This is a genomic window from Peribacillus simplex (genome assembly GCF_900156045.1).
Taxonomy (GTDB): Bacteria; Bacillota; Bacilli; order Bacillales; family DSM-1321; genus Peribacillus; species Peribacillus simplex_D.
On sequence record NZ_FTMX01000006.1, the window covers coordinates 144,038 to 161,146 of the forward strand.

Annotated in this window: 17 protein-coding genes and 1 riboswitch; of the genes, 11 read left to right on the forward strand and 6 right to left on the reverse strand. The window is 40.5% G+C overall.

What is annotated here, in order from left to right:
• Positions 1–15 precede the first annotated feature (15 nt).
• The gene (locus BW986_RS20455) at positions 16–294 is read right to left on the reverse strand and encodes a PadR family transcriptional regulator (RefSeq protein WP_397222812.1); all 279 of its coding nucleotides are present in this window, start codon (positions 292–294) and stop codon (positions 16–18) included.
• Between the two features lie 332 nt (positions 295–626).
• Here BW986_RS20455 and BW986_RS20460 point away from each other — a divergent pair, with 332 nt between their 5' ends.
• The 3 genes from BW986_RS20460 to BW986_RS20470 all read left to right on the forward strand — a co-directional run bounded on the left by BW986_RS20460 (position 627) and on the right by BW986_RS20470 (position 3,546).
• Entirely contained in the window at positions 627–1,247 is a 621-nt protein-coding gene (locus BW986_RS20460) for a class I SAM-dependent methyltransferase (RefSeq protein ID WP_076370630.1), read from the forward strand.
• 397 nt (positions 1,248–1,644) lie between these two features.
• Positions 1,645–2,340 carry a class I SAM-dependent methyltransferase gene (locus BW986_RS20465; protein WP_397222814.1) on the forward strand — a complete coding sequence of 232 codons (696 nt, stop codon included), beginning with the start codon at positions 1,645–1,647 and terminating at the stop codon, positions 2,338–2,340.
• A gap of 372 nt (positions 2,341–2,712) precedes the next feature.
• A complete protein-coding gene (locus BW986_RS20470; RefSeq protein WP_076370212.1) occupies positions 2,713–3,546 on the forward strand; it encodes an STAS domain-containing protein in 834 nt (277 codons plus the stop codon).
• A 141-nt stretch (positions 3,547–3,687) separates the two neighbouring features.
• Here the strand turns inward: BW986_RS20470 and BW986_RS20475 are convergent, their stop codons facing one another.
• A complete protein-coding gene (locus BW986_RS20475) occupies positions 3,688–4,344 on the reverse strand; it encodes a potassium channel family protein (RefSeq protein WP_076370214.1) in 657 nt (218 codons plus the stop codon).
• A 23-nt stretch (positions 4,345–4,367) separates the two neighbouring features.
• Entirely contained in the window at positions 4,368–5,699 is a 1,332-nt protein-coding gene (locus tag BW986_RS20480; RefSeq protein ID WP_260320913.1) for a TrkH family potassium uptake protein, read from the reverse strand.
• A gap of 175 nt (positions 5,700–5,874) precedes the next feature.
• Positions 5,875–6,017, reverse strand: a riboswitch (cyclic di-AMP (ydaO/yuaA leader).
• 331 nt (positions 6,018–6,348) lie between these two features.
• Between BW986_RS20480 and BW986_RS20485 the strand changes: the two genes are divergently transcribed.
• Entirely contained in the window at positions 6,349–6,540 is a 192-nt protein-coding gene (locus tag BW986_RS20485; RefSeq protein WP_076370632.1) for a hypothetical protein, read from the forward strand.
• A gap of 241 nt (positions 6,541–6,781) precedes the next feature.
• On the opposite strand, the gene BW986_RS20490 is transcribed toward BW986_RS20485, so the two are convergent.
• Positions 6,782–7,381, reverse strand: coding sequence for a TetR/AcrR family transcriptional regulator (locus BW986_RS20490; protein WP_076370218.1), 600 nt, complete (start codon positions 7,379–7,381; stop codon positions 6,782–6,784).
• Between the two features lie 118 nt (positions 7,382–7,499).
• Between BW986_RS20490 and BW986_RS20495 the strand changes: the two genes are divergently transcribed.
• From BW986_RS20495 to BW986_RS20510, 4 genes are all read left to right on the forward strand, one after another.
• The gene (locus tag BW986_RS20495) at positions 7,500–8,225 is read left to right on the forward strand and encodes an ABC transporter ATP-binding protein (RefSeq protein WP_076370220.1); all 726 of its coding nucleotides are present in this window, start codon (positions 7,500–7,502) and stop codon (positions 8,223–8,225) included.
• On the forward strand, positions 8,222–9,238 hold the full coding sequence (locus BW986_RS20500; RefSeq protein ID WP_076370224.1) for an ABC transporter permease: 1,017 nt from the start codon (positions 8,222–8,224) through the stop codon (positions 9,236–9,238). The genes BW986_RS20495 and BW986_RS20500 overlap by 4 nt, the downstream gene beginning before the upstream one ends.
• 218 nt (positions 9,239–9,456) lie before the next feature.
• Positions 9,457–10,062 carry a VanZ family protein gene (locus BW986_RS20505; protein WP_076370226.1) on the forward strand — a complete coding sequence of 202 codons (606 nt, stop codon included), beginning with the start codon at positions 9,457–9,459 and terminating at the stop codon, positions 10,060–10,062.
• A 42-nt stretch (positions 10,063–10,104) separates the two neighbouring features.
• On the forward strand, positions 10,105–11,571 hold the full coding sequence (locus BW986_RS20510) for an aminoacyl-histidine dipeptidase (protein ID WP_076370228.1): 1,467 nt from the start codon (positions 10,105–10,107) through the stop codon (positions 11,569–11,571).
• Between the two features lie 467 nt (positions 11,572–12,038).
• Here the strand turns inward: BW986_RS20510 and BW986_RS20520 are convergent, their stop codons facing one another.
• On the reverse strand, positions 12,039–12,644 hold the full coding sequence (locus BW986_RS20520; RefSeq protein WP_081395727.1) for a hypothetical protein: 606 nt from the start codon (positions 12,642–12,644) through the stop codon (positions 12,039–12,041).
• Between the two features lie 380 nt (positions 12,645–13,024).
• Between BW986_RS20520 and BW986_RS20525 the strand changes: the two genes are divergently transcribed.
• Positions 13,025–13,723 (forward strand): GntR family transcriptional regulator, encoded by a 699-nt coding sequence (locus tag BW986_RS20525; RefSeq protein ID WP_076370232.1) that lies wholly within the window; start codon positions 13,025–13,027, stop codon positions 13,721–13,723.
• Positions 13,724–13,784: 61 nt separating this feature from the next.
• On the opposite strand, the gene BW986_RS20530 is transcribed toward BW986_RS20525, so the two are convergent.
• The gene (locus BW986_RS20530) at positions 13,785–14,372 is read right to left on the reverse strand and encodes a TetR/AcrR family transcriptional regulator (RefSeq protein WP_076370234.1); all 588 of its coding nucleotides are present in this window, start codon (positions 14,370–14,372) and stop codon (positions 13,785–13,787) included.
• Positions 14,373–14,538: 166 nt separating this feature from the next.
• On the opposite strand from BW986_RS20530, the gene BW986_RS20535 reads away from it, so the two are divergent.
• Complete coding sequence (locus tag BW986_RS20535) at positions 14,539–15,456, forward strand: ABC transporter ATP-binding protein (protein ID WP_076370236.1); 918 nt, start codon at positions 14,539–14,541, stop codon at positions 15,454–15,456.
• Positions 15,456–17,060, forward strand: a complete 1,605-nt coding sequence (locus BW986_RS20540) for an ABC transporter permease (RefSeq protein WP_076370238.1) — start codon at positions 15,456–15,458, stop codon at positions 17,058–17,060. The genes BW986_RS20535 and BW986_RS20540 overlap by 1 nt, the downstream gene beginning before the upstream one ends.
• The last annotated feature ends 49 nt before the right edge of the window (positions 17,061–17,109 follow it).

Genomic DNA, 17,109 nt, shown 5'->3' on the forward strand with positions numbered 1-17,109 from the left:
TTTCATCTTCCTTTCTTATAGGAGGCGCTCAAGTATTCGCTTGGCCTGCTCCCAGTCAGTTTTATTTTGGGTATATGTGTCCTCCCCAATCGCGGTGATTTTGTAATATTTCCTTCTTCCGCCTTGTGTGGCATCTCCCCAATAAGAGATGATGCATCCGTCCTTTTCCAGTCGTTTTAAGCTGGAATACATCGTCGCTTCCTTAATTTCATATTGCTCATTGGAATTCGTATATATCAGTTTGCTGATTTCATAACCATATTTATCGCCACTTTGCAGGAGTTTTAGAATCATCGTATCTACATGTCCGCGAAGCAAGTCAGAGGATAGTTGTCTATGAACCAATTCCTCACCTCCTTTGGTATATCCTATAATATATTACTATGACAGTCAAGGTAATTTGGTTACTATGGAGGAGTCTCGCACTTGCGCTCCAATCAACCTTAAATCGTTTTGTTTTAAAAACAACAATCTTTACGAAAAGAGCCTTATGGAAAGAAACATGTCCGATTTCGCGAATCAATGCGGCGCATACTTTTTTAATTGTACTAATTAGCCAGATATAATATCGCTTTGAAGGGATATTTAATGCTTTATAGAAAAAGTAAGCAAGGGGGGTGGGGATGTTGAATAATTCGTGGAATAAAGTGATTTATAAGGTTTGGTCGCCAATCTATGACAAAATCTTCAATTCGCATCTCTTTTTAGATGCCAGAAAAAGAATATTTGAAGAGATGCATTTTCAAGATCATGCAAAGGTTCTGTTTGTGGGCGTAGGTACTGGGGCCGATTTGGAGTTGATCAACAACCTTGACCTGGAGATAACGGCGATAGACCTGTCAGCCGATATGCTAAATAAAGCGATGGAGAAATTTGATCATACATCGATCAATTTCCTCGAGATGGACGCGCAGCATATGGAATTCGATAATGAATCGTTTGACTATATAGTGGGAAGTTTGATTCTTTCCGTCGTACCTGATGCCGATGAATGCCTTCGGGAAATGATCAGGGTTTTAAAAGGCGAGGGGAAAATCATACTATTCGATAAGTTTATTTCTAAAGATGAACGGCTTTCACTACCCAAAAAGGTACTGCGGCCCATCATTAGATTTTTAGGAACGGATATTGGCTTGCGGTTTGAAGACTTGTTCAGCAGACATGATAAGAATATGAAAATTGAAGAAGATCGACCGATCATGCTGAATGGAATGTACAGGAAGATAATCATCAGTAAACGGATTTGATAGAAGGTGGATGAGGGATGTTTCAGAAGCGGTTTGGAAGCTAAAAAAATAGGATCCTGACTCCACTGTTCCCTTGGGATGGTCTGTTAAACCATGTCCCGCTGTAAGGAGCATGTAATATTTGACATGCATGTATAAAAGCCATGTCTTCTCTAACATGGATAAGGAGCTGTTCATCGGGTTATTAAGTAAGAATGGATCTTACCATTGGAAGGTCGTTTGAAGACATCTTTGATGCCTTTAAATTCCAGTGACCACTATATAAACAACAAGGTCCAATAGTGTCTGAACGCCATATGTTACGTATTTTTGATGCAGCTGTTACATAGGCACAGGCTAAAAACCAGCATAATTAAATGGCGGGATACGATGGGAAGAGGTGAGGGTATTGTCGGAGATGATTACAACCTATGAAGATCTATTGAATATGCTGGACTCGTTATTGCGTGAGCCAACTGCATTCTGGAATGATTTTTATGAGGACCGTGAAAAGGGGGTTCCCTTTTTCGAAAATTTCCCTGATGAGAATTTGGTTACCTATTTTGATGGTGGGTCAATTGGGCGAGGAAAGGTTCTTGAGCTTGGGTGCGGACCTGGGAGAAATGCCATTTACCTTGCTCAAAAGGGCTGTTCCGTTGATGCGGTGGATCTTTCGAAGGCAGCCCTGGAATGGGGAAAAGAACGAGCGGCAGAAAAGAAAGTGCACGTGAACTTCATTCAAAGGAATATATTCGATTTGGATATTGAGGAAGGGCAATATGACTTCGTGTATGATTCAGGTTGTTTTCACCATATTGCTCCACATCGAAGGATCAATTATTTGGAAATGGTGAAAAGGGCGCTAAGGCCTAAGGGATTGTATTCGATCACTTGTTTTGTCGAAGGCGGCATATTAGGTGGTGCAGATCTTTCAGATTGGGAAGTATATAGGCAAAGAAGCCTTAAAGGCGGATTAGGTTTTACTGAAGAAAAACTCAGAATGATCTTCAAGGATTTTGAAGTGGTGGAAATACGTAAAATGAGGAAAATAGAACCAACGGATGAAATATTTGGGGTGCGAGGTTTATGGACGGCTTTATTTATGAAAAGGTAAGGTTGGATGGTGATGCAATGTTTTTAAACGGAGGATCTGAGAGCAGGTCCTTTTTGTTATGAAGGAAAGGGAGGATTTGTTAACGAAATATAAAAATGGTAAACTATATTAATGGATGAACGTAGATTTACCAGAATAATAGGTGTAGGTTCTTGCTGATTTTTTTTTTGAAAAACAGTGGTTGTATGGTTTCAAAAACAGCTGGGAAGGTATATGGAAAGAAGGGACCATTGGGCATCAGAGCATAAGATTTTGAGTATGGAAGAGGTTATCTTCGATGCTTACTTTGTTGATATTTCAATAACCTGACAATGCTGATTTCAGCGTTGGATTTACAGACTGCTTTTTATAAAAACTAATTAGGAGGAGTTTATGCATAGAAATAAAGAATTATATTCCTTTTTATTGGGTGTGGCGGCACAATTGACTGAGGATTGGTACGCAACATTGAATAAAAGCGGTAAGGCGGGTGTTTATAGCTCATCCGATCCCAAAGTGATTCAAAAGCTTAAGCAACAAAATAATGAATTCCATTTACGTTTCTTTCAGGTCTTTGTTACAGAGGAGAGGGAATTCTTTAAGCGGCTTAGTGATTGGATTGAAGATATCGGTCAGGATGAGCAGCATTTGAATACACCCATCTATTTTATATTGAGGGAGTTTTTTCGAACGCAAGAGCAATACCTTGATTATATTGACCGGTTTGTGGGATTGCATGGAGATCAATATACACAGGAGGAAATAAATTCCTGGTACCGGATAGTGGTGAAGGTGTTCAGTGAAGTGATGGAGAGGTTTACTGAAGCGAATCATAGATATGCCAATAAAATCATGAAAGCCCAACAGGCAACGATCGATGAATTGAGCACACCCATCATTTCCCTTAAAGATAACACGGCGTTGCTTCCCTTGATAGGCGATATTGACACGACGAGGGGCATGTCCTTGCTTGAAAACACATTACAAAAATGCGCTGAAAAAAATGTCACCAGGCTTTTCATTGACCTATCGGGCGTTCATGCAATTGATGGTGCATCCGCTCACCAGCTGTCGCAATTGATTGAATCCTTACAATTGATCGGTATTCAGACAACCCTTTCAGGACTTCGGCCGGAAATAGCCATGACTGCCGTAAAGCTTCAACTTCCTTTTGATAAAGTGACGATAAAGTCCACTCTTGCCCAAGCAATCAGTACGATAAAATAATACATACATATCCAGGGCATGGGATGCTCGTTATAAACCTTCAGCAAGAAGACCTCCATATGGCGGTCTCCTTGCATTTATAAGTATCTGCATTCAAAATGGGTACAGGGCCCATATAAGCAAGAGCCGGAATCTGTTGGTTTATTCAATATTGGCAAAGACGGCTAAATCTTCTTTATTGCCAACCACTAAAAGCATATCATTTTCATGGATATCCTGATCCGGTGAGGGTGCTATGATGATTTCTCCATTACTCACTATGGCAATGACGCTGATATTATATTTTGCCCGTAGATCAAGCTCCCTGAGGCTTTTTCCCTTCATGCTCATGGGCAGGATGATTTCCTCGATATTGTATTCTTTAGAGATCTCTATATAGTTCAGCATGTTAGGGGACAGGAGTTGATTCGCGACCCGTTCCCCCATATCCCTCTCAGGATAGATGACCCAGTCGGCACCGACTTTGGTGAGCACCTGACCGTGATTTTTATTAAGTGCTTTGGCAATGACCTTATCTACCCCAATCTCTTTTAAAAGCAAGGTAGTTAAAATGCTCGATTGCATGTCATTTCCGATGGCTACGATGACACAATCGAAATTACGGATTCCGATTGACCTCAAAGTCTCTTCTTCAGTCGTATCCGCCATGATCGCATGGGTAACGCTCAGTTCCGCATTCTCGACTCTTTCCTCGTTGACATCAATACCCAATACCTCTTGGCCAGCCGTATATAATCTATGGGCCACACTGGTTCCGAATCTGCCTAAACCGATCACGGCATATTGTCGTTTTCCCATCTTTTACACTCCTTCATTTATGTTTAACCAATCATGATTTTCCCTTTTGGACGTCGGAACGGATCTGGTTTGCGCCTCATAGTTATTGCAAAGGCCAAAGTCAAAGGACCCACACGGCCTGCGAACATCGTGAAAATGATGAGCATCCGGCCAACCGGTGATAATTCGGGGGTCAAACCCATTGAAAGTCCCACGGTGGCGAATGCTGAAGTGGCTTCAAATAAAATCATCAAGAAGTCAGTTCCACTTTCAGTGATGGTCAGCAGAATGGAGATGATTGAAACCATGAATACGCCAATGAATGTAACGGATAATGCTTTAAAGATCGTTTCACTCACAATGCGGTGACGGAATAATACCACATCACCCTTTCCTTTAATCTGTGACCAGACCGTTCCGACAAGCGTCGCCAATGTAGTCGTTTTAATCCCGCCGCCTGTCGATCCGGGTGAAGCCCCGACGAACATCAAGAAAATGATGAGCAGTAATGTAGGCTGAGTTAAATCAGGGATATTCAGCGTATTGGAGCCTGCCGTCCTTGGTGATACCGATTGAAATAATGATGCCAGCGTTTTACCCATGAAAGATAAAGGCTGCAATGTCTTGGCATTGCCGAACTCGAATAAAAAGATTAAAATTGCGCCGGAAATCGTAAGTGCCAAGCTAGTCGTCAGAACAACCTTCGTATGTATGGATAAACGATGGGTATCACGGTATTCGTATAGTTCATTCATCACGATAAAACCTATTCCGCCAAACGTGATGAGGAAGACGACCGTAAGGGTTACGAATGGATCCGATACATAAGGGGTCAAACTCCTGAATTCCCCCATTAAATCAAAGCCGGCATTATTGAAATTCGATATGGAATGAAAAATCCCGTAATAAATTGCTTTGCTGATTGGCATGTCAAAAGAAAACCGAATCGATAGAATAATGGCACCAATGCCCTCAATGATGGCCGTGAAAATTAAAAGCCGTTTCACTAACCTGACTACACCTGCCATGGATAGATTATTTAAGGATTCCTGCAAGAGTAACCTGCCTTTTAAAGAAATCTTTTTGCCTAAAAGGAAAAAGAAAAATGTCGCAAACGACATGAACCCTAAACCGCCTATCTGAATCAGTGTTAAGATGACCAACTCACCAAAAGTGGTGAAAGTCGATCCAGTGTCCACTACGACAAGTCCAGTTACACATGTAGCGGAAGTCGAGGTGAATAAAGCATCCAGAAAAGAAAGACCATTGCCATTTTCAGTGGAAATCGGCAGGGTTAATAAATAGGCCCCAATAAGTATCAGGACGGCAAAGCCGAGTACAAGTATTTTTGGCGGATCCAATAAATTTTTTTTCATTCTCAAATAAATCATCCCTACCTATAAAAAAATTGTGTAAAATTGTATGATATTTTAATCATCAATCTGCTTTCAGAATCTTTTTATAGGCATAATAAAAAGACCAGCGAAAACTTGGAACAGTTATTTTGCCACAAAAAGCGTGCAAAAAAACTCCCAAAATAGGCGGTCTTATGACCTCCTTCGCTTTAGCCGACGAAGTTAGCTGACGGGTAGGATGGCGAAAGAGCTGATCTCATCCCTTCTGCAAGGCAGAATTAACCCCAATTGATTGGGTCCTCCGTACTCAATTCCCTTGAGTTTAGGCCGAAATGCATTAAATTGATAAACGTATTCTACTCCCATCAATTGGCAGTTGTAAACCCCTAAATCGTAAAAAAACATTTCTTTAACAAGACTGAAAATTTACGTTTCATTTACATTTTAAAAACGTATTGACAAATATTAGTTAGCACATTATGATAGGTTCGATTAATCCAATTATGATAACCAGCATCGATTTACTTTATTCAATACTTTCAAGCAGAACACGCTATTGCCAATCAAAATTTCTAAATATATATATTATGTTTCTTTTGTAAATGATAAAGAAAATGCAGTGCATTCGTATTTAAAGATTCAAGACATTTTATTAAAAAGGCGGGCAATTATGGAGAAAACGTTCAATAGATATGTTATTAATGCTACAGGCAAGGGTGGCCAGACATATTTAACACAATGCCAGGATAAAGATGCACTAAGGAAATGGATAGCCGATCATGAGGATCAAATCATCATGGATGAGTTAAGGATAACGGATAAGAAAAAGAATCCGTTTTTAAAATTGTTTTCCCTTAGGTAAATCAACTAAAATCCCAACATCATTAGCGGTATTCAATTATGAAATCCCTGTGTTCTATCCGGGAACGCTGAGCGAAAAATCCATATCTTGTTTTGCTTTTAAACTCATTTATTTGAAAATGAGTTTTTTTGCTATGAAAACCTCTAAGAGCAGGTATTATACCGTTGATAATAAAGGAGAGAAGAAAAAGATGTAATCAGATTTAAAGGCATGTTGATGGGACATGCCTTTGATGATTCGTTCATTGTATGAATGTGCGCAATTGGCTGATGAAGTTTAAGATTTGAAAATGGATTTTCGCCATTTCTTCCGCCGTTTGCTCTTCGCAATTCTCCAGCCACTCAGTAATCACCCCTAAAATCGCCGATGTCAGGAAGGCGTGCATATACATGCGGAACGCTTCATTTTTAGCTGCTGGATGCTGGCTGATCAAACGCTCCAATAGTTCTTCACCGAATACGCGCTTTATTTTTTTGGCAAAAGAAGGATCGCCCTGATCGCCAAGAATGGCCCTCAAAGCGTGGGCATGTTCACTGATGAATTGAAAAATCTCTACGAAGGGCGGGTATAGCTGTTGTTGATGAAGAGCCATGAAAGCCTCTTTCGGCAATATGGCAGTAATGCGGGTTTGAAGTTCATTTAACAATTCCTGCTGTAAGTGATCCATCAATTCATATTTATCTGTGTAATGCAAATAGAATGTACCCCGATTGATGTTGGCGCGCTCTGCAATTTTCTTCACTGTTACATGTGAGAAACCCTCTGCCTCAACGAGTGCAATAAAATGATGTTGTATCTGCATCTCCGTCTTTTGTACCATATCCTCATGAATCGATGCCATGTAATGTCTCCTTCACTGAACATTTTTCCAAATATGTTGATTGTATTAGACCAAATGCTGCCTTAGAATGATGATACACTCAACACCGTGTTAATTAAAGAGGGAGGATGTGTGTACATTGAAAAATGCGATTTCCATTGAAGGAATTGCCAAAGGTTTTCATCAGAAAAAGGTCATTCAGCCATTAAGCCTGAGGATTGAAAAAAACGGGATTTTTGGCTTGCTGGGTCCATCCGGATGCGGAAAGACGACCTTGATTAAAATGATTGTCGGATTGATTAAGCCCGATGCGGGTAAAGTCACGGTTCTGGATCATGAAGTGCCAAATCAATCACTGTTAATGGATGTCGGCTATATGGCACAGTCCGATGCTTTATATACAGAACTGACAGGAGCTGAAAATCTCGAGTTTTTTGCGAAGCTATACCGTTTTTCGAAAAAGGAACGAAGGGAACGCATTCAATATGCAGCTGAAATCGTACAGTTGACGAGTGATTTGAATGTTCGGGTTGCGCATTATTCCGGGGGAATGAAACGCCGTCTGTCACTGGCAGTGGCACTCATCCAAAATCCGGCGATTCTCATTTTGGATGAACCGACAGTAGGAATAGACCCTTTGCTGAAAAAATCGATTTGGCAGGAACTTGAGCGTTTAAGAAATGAAGATCATAAGACGATCATCATCACGACGCACGTGATGGATGAAGCGGAACGATGCGATAAACTGGCGATGCTGCGTGAAGGTGAAATCATCGCGGCAGGAACCCCGGCAGCTTTAAAGACACAATTTGCCGCGGAAACGCTTGATGATGTTTTTTTAAGGATTGGAGGTGGCCTAAAATGAGAATTGCCTCTCTAGTTACTCGAATTACACAGCAGCTGCGCCGGGATCGAAGGACACTCGCTTTATTTTTCCTGGCTCCATTGCTCATTTTAACGCTCATGTATTTTATTTTCGATACAGAAGCAAGTGATTTGAAACTCGTAGTTACAGGCAGTGATGGAACCATGGTCAAAGCATTGAAACAGGCGGATTTTCAAGTAACGGCTGCTGAGGAATTTTCTCAGAAAAAAATGATTGAGAATGATACTGATGGCTGGCTGCATGTTGAAAATGGCAAAATGAAACTGACACTATTGAACGACGAACCGTCCCGTGCAAAGGCCGTTCAAATGCAAATGATGCATGCTTTGCAAGGGGATGAAAAAAACACGCCTTCAATTGAGGCGCAATATGTATACGGAGATGCCGACACAAAGGGTTTTGATACTTTCAGTCCGATGCTCGTCAGCTTTTTCGTTTTCTTCTTTGTATTTTTGATAGCGGGGATTGCGCTTTTGAAAGAGCGTACAAGTGGTACGCTGGAACGGCTGCTTGCCACCCCGATTAAAAGATACGAAATCGTAGCGGGCTATGTAATCGGATATGGCTTATTTGCTCTCGTTCAAACCATAATTGTCGTACTATATGCTGTCAATGTATTGGATATCGTCCTTGTTGGCTCCATTTGGCTCGTTTTACTGACGAATATACTGGTCGCGCTCGTTGCATTATCGCTTGGTACATTACTATCGAGTTTCGCGACATCCGAATTCCAAATGGTACAATTCATACCGCTGGTCATCGTGCCGCAAGTCTTCTTTACAGGGATTTTCCCATTGGATGGCATGGCGGACTGGCTGCAAAAAATCGGCAAGATCATGCCTCTCTATTACGCATCGGATGCCATGAACGGCATTATGTACAAAGGCTTCACGTTCAATGAGGTTTTACTGGATCTCCTCATTCTCCTAGCATTTGCAGCCGTTTTTATCACCATCAATATTATTAGTTTAAAAAAGTACCGTTCACTATAAGATGAACTTTATCATTAAACAAAAAGCAGGATTCCCGGAACATGGGGAACCTGCTTTTTTGTTATAGCGGAAGATTATCCTTCCCATCGGTAATTCGAAAAGCGTCCCCCCGAAGGTTTTCTACTGACAGGTTAATGCAGTTTGTTGACGGGTTCTTAAAGTTGTCCTAGGATATAAGGACATGCAATGATTGGTAAGAAATAGAAGAGGGGAGTTATATGTCTCTAAAATCGGTCATGCTTTCCCTTTTGCTGTCGCAAGCATTGTTTTTGTGCGGTTTGCCTTTTTTTCTTCAGCTCCGATTATATTTGAATCCTTTGGCGGTCATCGTTGTCTGGTTTTGTATACTTCTTTTCGTTTCGTTTGCGGTTCTTTTTTTTCGAGGTGAAACGGTCATGATTCCGCACCTTTTGTGGCAGGTTGTATTGTTTGGTTACAGTTTATCATTATTGGTTTTGCTGTTCTTTCGACCAGAAGGGCAGGTATATTCGTACAATTTAATTCCTTTTTCTACGATCCTTTCATATTTATCGAACGAAATGAACGGGCTTGTGTCATTTTATAACCTTAGCGCCAATGTGGGGTTGTTCATTCCATTCGGGCTGTATTTGTTGTCGAGGGAAGGGAAAGAGCCCTCCGCTAAAAGGAAATTTCTTTATCCATTACTTTCGATTTCGGGCATCGAAATCTGTCAGTTCGTTTTTCGGCGCGGAAGTTTGGATGTCGATGACCTAATCCTGAATATGATCGGTGTTTATCTGGGGTACGTTCTGTATCCTTTGTTCACGAGAGTGGCAGTGTTCCGTTCTGGAAAAGTAAAATGATGAAAGACAGTATAAATATTTAAAATGAAAGGATGTTTTTTCATGTATAGCACGTTAGAAGAATTATCGAGCCATCCGGTGTTTCATTATTTTGCAGCGATTTCCAAAATCCCGAGGGGATCGGCTAATGAAAAAGCGATCAGTGATTATCTGGTTCGCTTCGCTAAGGATAGGAACCTGGAGGTGATCCAGGATGAAGCGCTGAATGTGATTATTAAAAAGCCTGCGACAATGGGATATGAAAGTGCACCTACCGTCATTATCCAGGGGCATATGGATATGGTTTGCGAAAAGAACAAGGGTACGCTTCATGATTTTGAGAAAGATCCGCTTCAATTAAGGATTGTGGGAGACATGTTGTATGCGACGGATACAACATTGGGGGCGGATAATGGGATCGCTGTTGCGTATGCTTTGGCATTATTGGATGCAAATGATATTCCGCATCCCTCTCTTGAAATAGTCATAACGACTGAAGAAGAAACGACAATGAACGGTGCACTTGCCGTGGATCCGGCTCACTTCAAGGGAAAAATGCTGATCAATATCGATTCGGAGGAAGATGGAAAGCTGCTTGTCAGCTCTGCAGGAGGAATACGCGTGCGGCAGGTCCTGCCAATCGGATGGGAATCGGCTTCTATTGTTGATGCTGTATCTTATCACATCAGGATTAAAGGGTTGAAGGGCGGACATTCCGGTATGTCCATCCATAAGGAAAGAGGGAACTCCAATAAACTTTTGGGCAGAGTATTACATGGATTAACGACAGCCTTCCCTTGTTACATACAGCAAATGAACGGGGGACTGAAAGGGAATGCCATTCCTCGTGAAGCAGAGGCAACTGTACTGATTCATGCAGAAGATGTTCAGAAGATAACGGAGAAACTCCAGCAATGGGAAGATACTTTTAAAAATGAGCTGCAATCTTCCGACCCTGAGGTATCGATCAAGTTTGAAAAGATCGAAACGGTTTCTTCAAACGTTTTTTCCAAAGAGACGGTGACTAAAGCCATTACCTCCTTACTGGTAATCCCGCATGGTGTTCAAGGAATGAGCATGGGAATAGAAGGATTAGTGGAAAGTTCGACGAATCTAGGTGTCGTTACAACAAATGAAGCGGAAATGCTATTCGAAAGTGAAATCAGGAGTTCGGTCAAAAGCATCAAATATAATATGGTCACGCAAGCAAAGGCGATTGCCGACATGCTTGGGTGCGAGCTATTGGTTGACGCGGATTATCCGGAATGGCCCTATAATCCTGATTCGAAACTCAAGAAATTATTTGAAGAGACATATAAAGAAAAATATCAAGAGGACATTGAAATCATCGCTGTGCATGCAGGGATCGAGTGTGGGGTATTCATAGATAAGATACCAGGGTTGGATACTGTTTCAATCGGACCGGATATGTTTTCCGTACATACACCTGAAGAACACTTAAGCATCCCTTCGACCATAAACAACTGGGAATACTTTGTTTACACATTAAAGAGAATGAAGGATCTATAAACAACTGCGTGTCTGGGAACATTATTCTATAGATTTGGAGACATCCTATCGTTAATTGATAGGATGTCTTTTTTTAGTTGATAAAGAATAGACCGTTGATTTCCTCTCCAGGCACTCGCTTTCCGCGGGCGGTCCGGGAGCCTCCTCGGCGCTTTTGCGCCTGTGGGGTCTCCCTTGGCCACGCTTTTCCCGCAGGAGTCTCGCGCCTTGCGTTCCAATCAACTGAGACGTGTTTTTAATAACAACTGCAAGCTGGTCTATTCCGAACCAAGTTTTAGACTAGGTTATCCTTCATTGTTTTTAACTGTAACCCTCAATGGATGGAAGAAATTTGCGACACTCCTGCCGAATAACTGGCTAGCCGAGACCCCACTGGCGCTCGCTTTGATGCGGCTTGGCAGACAGTCGGCGGAAAGGGAGCGGATTTCTGAAATCAAAGGGAACGTTTTTAGTCAAAAAGTATTCATTTATTTTTCTTCTATTTTAATTTTAAGTAAAAATATAATCCTATCATCCTTGATCATTTTCTTCACTTCATTTTCGTCTTGTAAATTATATGTCCTTATAGAGTTTCCTTTGGATTCCCTGTATGCACCTAATAAATACGTTTCTCCTAATTTTAATTCTACTTTATCTTCCCCTATGGCATAATCCCATCCACTAAACACACCGACAGAATGTATTTGGTCTATTTTTTGTGGTGTTGCGGTTACATTTGGTGCATAAAGAATACCTAAACGAGTATCATCAGTATTTAATATTCCAAAACCTAAATTTCCTTCCACCACTTTGTTAGGGTTTTCCCCATAAGATAGTTCAGCTAACGGTTGAGGTTCTTTTTTTCCATCTTTATAACTTTCTATCCAAACATTTACCCATGCCTTATCTGCTTTATTTAATTTAAAATCAAAATCATAAAGTTCCCCTAAATTTAATTCTTTAAAAGTATTCGCATGTTCAGAATCGGAATTAACTGAAATAGTAGCTATGCTGTCTTTAGAATTAGTGCAACCAGAAATTATGATCAAGGACAAAATTAATAGTAAGCTAAAAGTGAAAGGGTTTTTTTTCAAAAGATTTCCCCCAGTTTTTAAATAATTTTACCAAATTAATCCAGGTTATAGTAGCCTTTAGTTGCACAAAGAAAAAAGCTGCTTTAAAGACAGCTCGGATCTTCAGCTTACGAACCCGTTAATACATTAATGCGTAGTTTACTATTTGTGATTTTTTAATATTCGAACCTCATCTTCTAGCTTGAAGTTCTTTCTTCCGTAAGAAAATTAACAGCATCCTTAAACAAAGCCAAAATAAAAAACCTGCAGGCTAAGTATAGTCTGAAAGAAGCAGAGGTTTCTTTACAATCGTTATAAAATAAACTATTGTAAAGAAAACCTATCATTCAGTCTAAAATATTGTTCTAAATCATTATGTATAGAGGAAGGTATATGGAAATATGGATGTAAAGTATAGAATGGTCGTAGAACAAATGGAGAAAGAAATAGTAGAAGGAAAATATACATTAAATACTAAGTTACCTACTGAAGAAGAGTTGATGAAGAGGTTCGATGTCAGCAGGAATACCATTAGAAAAGCAATCAATATATTGGTTGAGCAGGGTTATATCTATCAAGTGCAAGGAAGCGGCATATTCCTAAGGGAGTTTTCCAGACCGGGATGCATTTCGATGAGGGATATGAGTGGCTTAACCAAAGTTTTTCCGAATGATGAAATGAAAAGTAAAGTGTTGAAATTAGAATTAATAGAAGCTGATGAAAAATTGGCCAAACAAATGAAATGCCAGGTGAAAACCAAAATCTATAACCTCAAAAGGGTTAGATACTTAAATGGTGCACCCATTGTAATAGAAGAGTCCTTTTTCAATAAAGACATCATCCCCATCTTAAATAAAGAAATTGCAAATGGTTCCATTTATGAATATATAGTCGAGGATTTGAAGTTGAATATCGGGTTTGCAGATAAAATCATTTCGTGTGAAAAACTAAATGACGATGATGCCAAGCTTTTGGACTTGCAGCCAGGAGATCCGACTTTAATCGTTGAAAGTACGGTCTTTTTAAAAGCGGGAGCCGTTTTTGATTTATCAATCGAGAAGTATAATTATACTTCGGCCAAACTGTTAACATTGACTTAAAAAGGTGGTGTGAATTGGAGTTATCGATTCACACCGTTTTTTTTAATTCCGGGGTTACGGTTCATTTCTCATCTTTCCCAACTATCCCATAAAACAAAATCTTCATGATATCTTCAGTCAAAGGCAGGATGCTTTGATAAACCTCTTCCCGTTGGATGTATTCATTCATCGCTTTTATATAAAATAAAATCGCTTCATTGGATAAATTTGGATCGACATATCCTTGTTCCTTCCCTTGGTTAAACAGATCAATAAAGCGTGGCAGAGCCTTTTCTGTATATATTTTTTCCATATAATTGACTCCGGAAGTATATTCCCTCATTAAATATTGATAAAAATCTTCATGAATGTGCTTCGCGGTTTCATTCTTCGTGAACATCAGCTGCTTTATTTTTTCAGGGAAAGCAATGTTGCTGGTAAGTATTTGTTCAAATTCATCCAAGGCCTTATTTGTATAGTGAATAAAAACCTCATGAATCAAGTTATGCTTACTTTCGAAGTAATTATATATCGTTACTTGAGATACATTTGCTTTTTTAGCTATTTCTCCAATAGAAATCTTTTGGACACCATACTCCATGAATAAAGCTAAGGCAGCCTCTAATATATTCAGTTTTTTTTGTTCCCTGCGGCGTTGAAATCCGTCCATTTATTTCACCTCAACTTTAGTTTAATTAAAAATATGTAATAGAACAATAAAATAAGTTCATAAACTATTGTCAGGAATTATTATTTTATATATTATGAACTAAATTAATTAAAATATTTCATAATTTTCTTCGTATTTAATCCAATGAGGAAGAGGTTGATGAGGAATGTCAGTATTGAAAACAACGGATTTAACGAAAAAGTTTGGAAAGTTTACCGCTTTAAATGGGGTGAACATTGAAGTGAATAAAGGTGAGGTGTTTGGATTCATCGGTCCTAATGGTGCTGGAAAGTCAACAACGATCCGTGTGTTGCTCGGGATTTTAAAAGCGACGGATGGGGAAGCGAAGATTTTTGGCATGGATGCATGGAAAGATGCCGTTGAAATTCACAAGCGGATCGCGTATGTTCCAGGAGATGTGAACCTGTGGCCCAACTTAACAGGCGGGGAAGTCATTGACCTATTTGTTGAATTACGCGGGGCAAACAATAAAAGCAGACGTGAAGAACTTATAAAAAAATTCGATTTGGATCCTTTCAAGAAATGCGGAACATATTCAAAAGGGAACCGGCAAAAGGTTGCTTTGATTGCTGCTTTCTCATCTGATGCCGACCTTTATATATTGGATGAACCAACATCAGGTTTAGATCCATTGATGGAAAGAGTTTTCCAGGAATGTGTGATGGATGCGAAAAAGGAAGGGAAAAGCATATTACTTTCCAGTCACATTCTTTCTGAAGTGGAAAGATTATGCGATAAAGTGGGCATCATTCGTCAAGGACAAATAATTGAAACGGGAACATTGGATGAGTTACGTCATTTAACGAGAACAAGCTTGCTTGTCGAAACGAAGCAACCTATCCCTGCTTTAGCGAATGTAAACGGTGTTCGGGATATCGTGAAGAAAGATCAAGCACTTTCATTCCAAGTGGATACAAATGAATTGGATAATGTCATGAAGTATCTAAGCCAGTTTGGAATCGTGAAATTGGAAAGCGCGCCGCCTACATTGGAAGATTTATTCATGAGTCATTATGAAGGCGAAAGGAAGACTTCAGATACTGGGGCGGGAGGTGCGTTATAATGGCGAACCAGTCCTATCATAATACAGGAAGGCTCTCACGATTCATCGTACGGCAAGATCGGATTAGGATCCCTGTTTGGGTAATTTCCCTATCGGTCCTTTCATTTATGGTTGCAATGGCATTCACCGATCTGTATCCGACTGGGCTAGAAAGGCAAATCATTGCAGAAACGATGAGGAACCCTGCAATGACAGCGATGGTGGGGAAAGGTTACGGTCTGGATGACTATACAAACGGAGCGATGATGGCGCATCAAATGTTACTCTTAACCGCTATGGCCGTGGGGATAATGAGTATTTTACTTGTTACGCGCCATACACGCGCAGATGAAGAGGACGGCCGCATCGAAATGATCCGTTCTTTGCCGGCTGGCCGGTTGGCTAATTTATTCGCAACCATTTCCGTATCGTTTGGAACGAATGCATTGATCGCGATAATAACGGGTTTCGGATTGTATGCTCTGGGAATTGAAAGCATGGATTTGGAAGGTTCCCTTATGTATGGAGCAGCTTTAGGGGCAACAGGTATTTTCTTCTCGGCGATAACGGCATTATTTGCCCAGCTTACGGAGAGTGCGCGAGGTACGATTGGTTATTCCATCACTGTATTGCTTCTCTCTTATCTTATTCGGGCGATTGGGGACGTTAGCAATGAAACCCTTTCCTGGTTTTCTCCATTGGGTTGGGTTTTAGGTTCAGAAGTATATGTGAAAAATTATTGGTGGCCCATCATCCTTACGATCGGTGCGGCAATCACTTTGGTTGTCCTATCTCTATATTTGAATGCCATAAGGGATTTGGAAGCTGGATTCATACCGGCTAAGCCAGGCAGGAAATATGCTTCATCGTTTTTAAAAAGTCCGCTTGGCCTTGCGCTAAGGCTTCAGCGTATAGGATTGATTGCGTGGGCATCCGGGATGTTCGTTTTGGGAGCATCTTACGGTTCGGTTTTAGGTGATTTGGAATCATTTTTTGCAAAAAATGAAATGATGGCCGAACTATTGACGCCTGTTGATGGCTATTCGCTGACAGAACAATTTTTGACGATGTTGATGTCAGTCATCTCCATGATTTGCACCATTCCGCCTTTAATGGCGATGTTAAAGCTTAAAGGGGAAGAAAAGAAGAATCACACTGAACATTTACTGAGCCGCGCTGTATCACGTACAAGGCTTATGGGCAGCTATCTTATCATCTCCGTCATGGCCGGTTTTCTCATGATTACGCTTGCTGCAATCGGTCTTTGGGCAGTCGGGAATTCGGTGATGGATGAAGGGATTGCTTTCGGCACTTTATATAGCGCAGCAATGGTCTACCTGCCTGCAATGTGGATCATGATTGGTCTCACTGTGCTGTTTGTTGGCTTTGCACCGAAATTATCTGGCTTGACTTGGCTTTACTTGACATACTCAATCTTAGTCGTTTATTTAGGGGGAATGCTTCAATTTCCGGAATGGATGGGTGAATTAACACCATTTGGCCATATTCCGAAACTTCCTATTGAAGATATGGACTTCATGAAAGTATCCATACTTACCATCATGGCCATCGTATTGCTGGCTGTTGGCTTTATCGGATATAACAAGCGGGATATCCGGGGTTGACGATTCAACCATGATTCTATTAATCCTGCAAAAAGCCTGATTTCTCGAT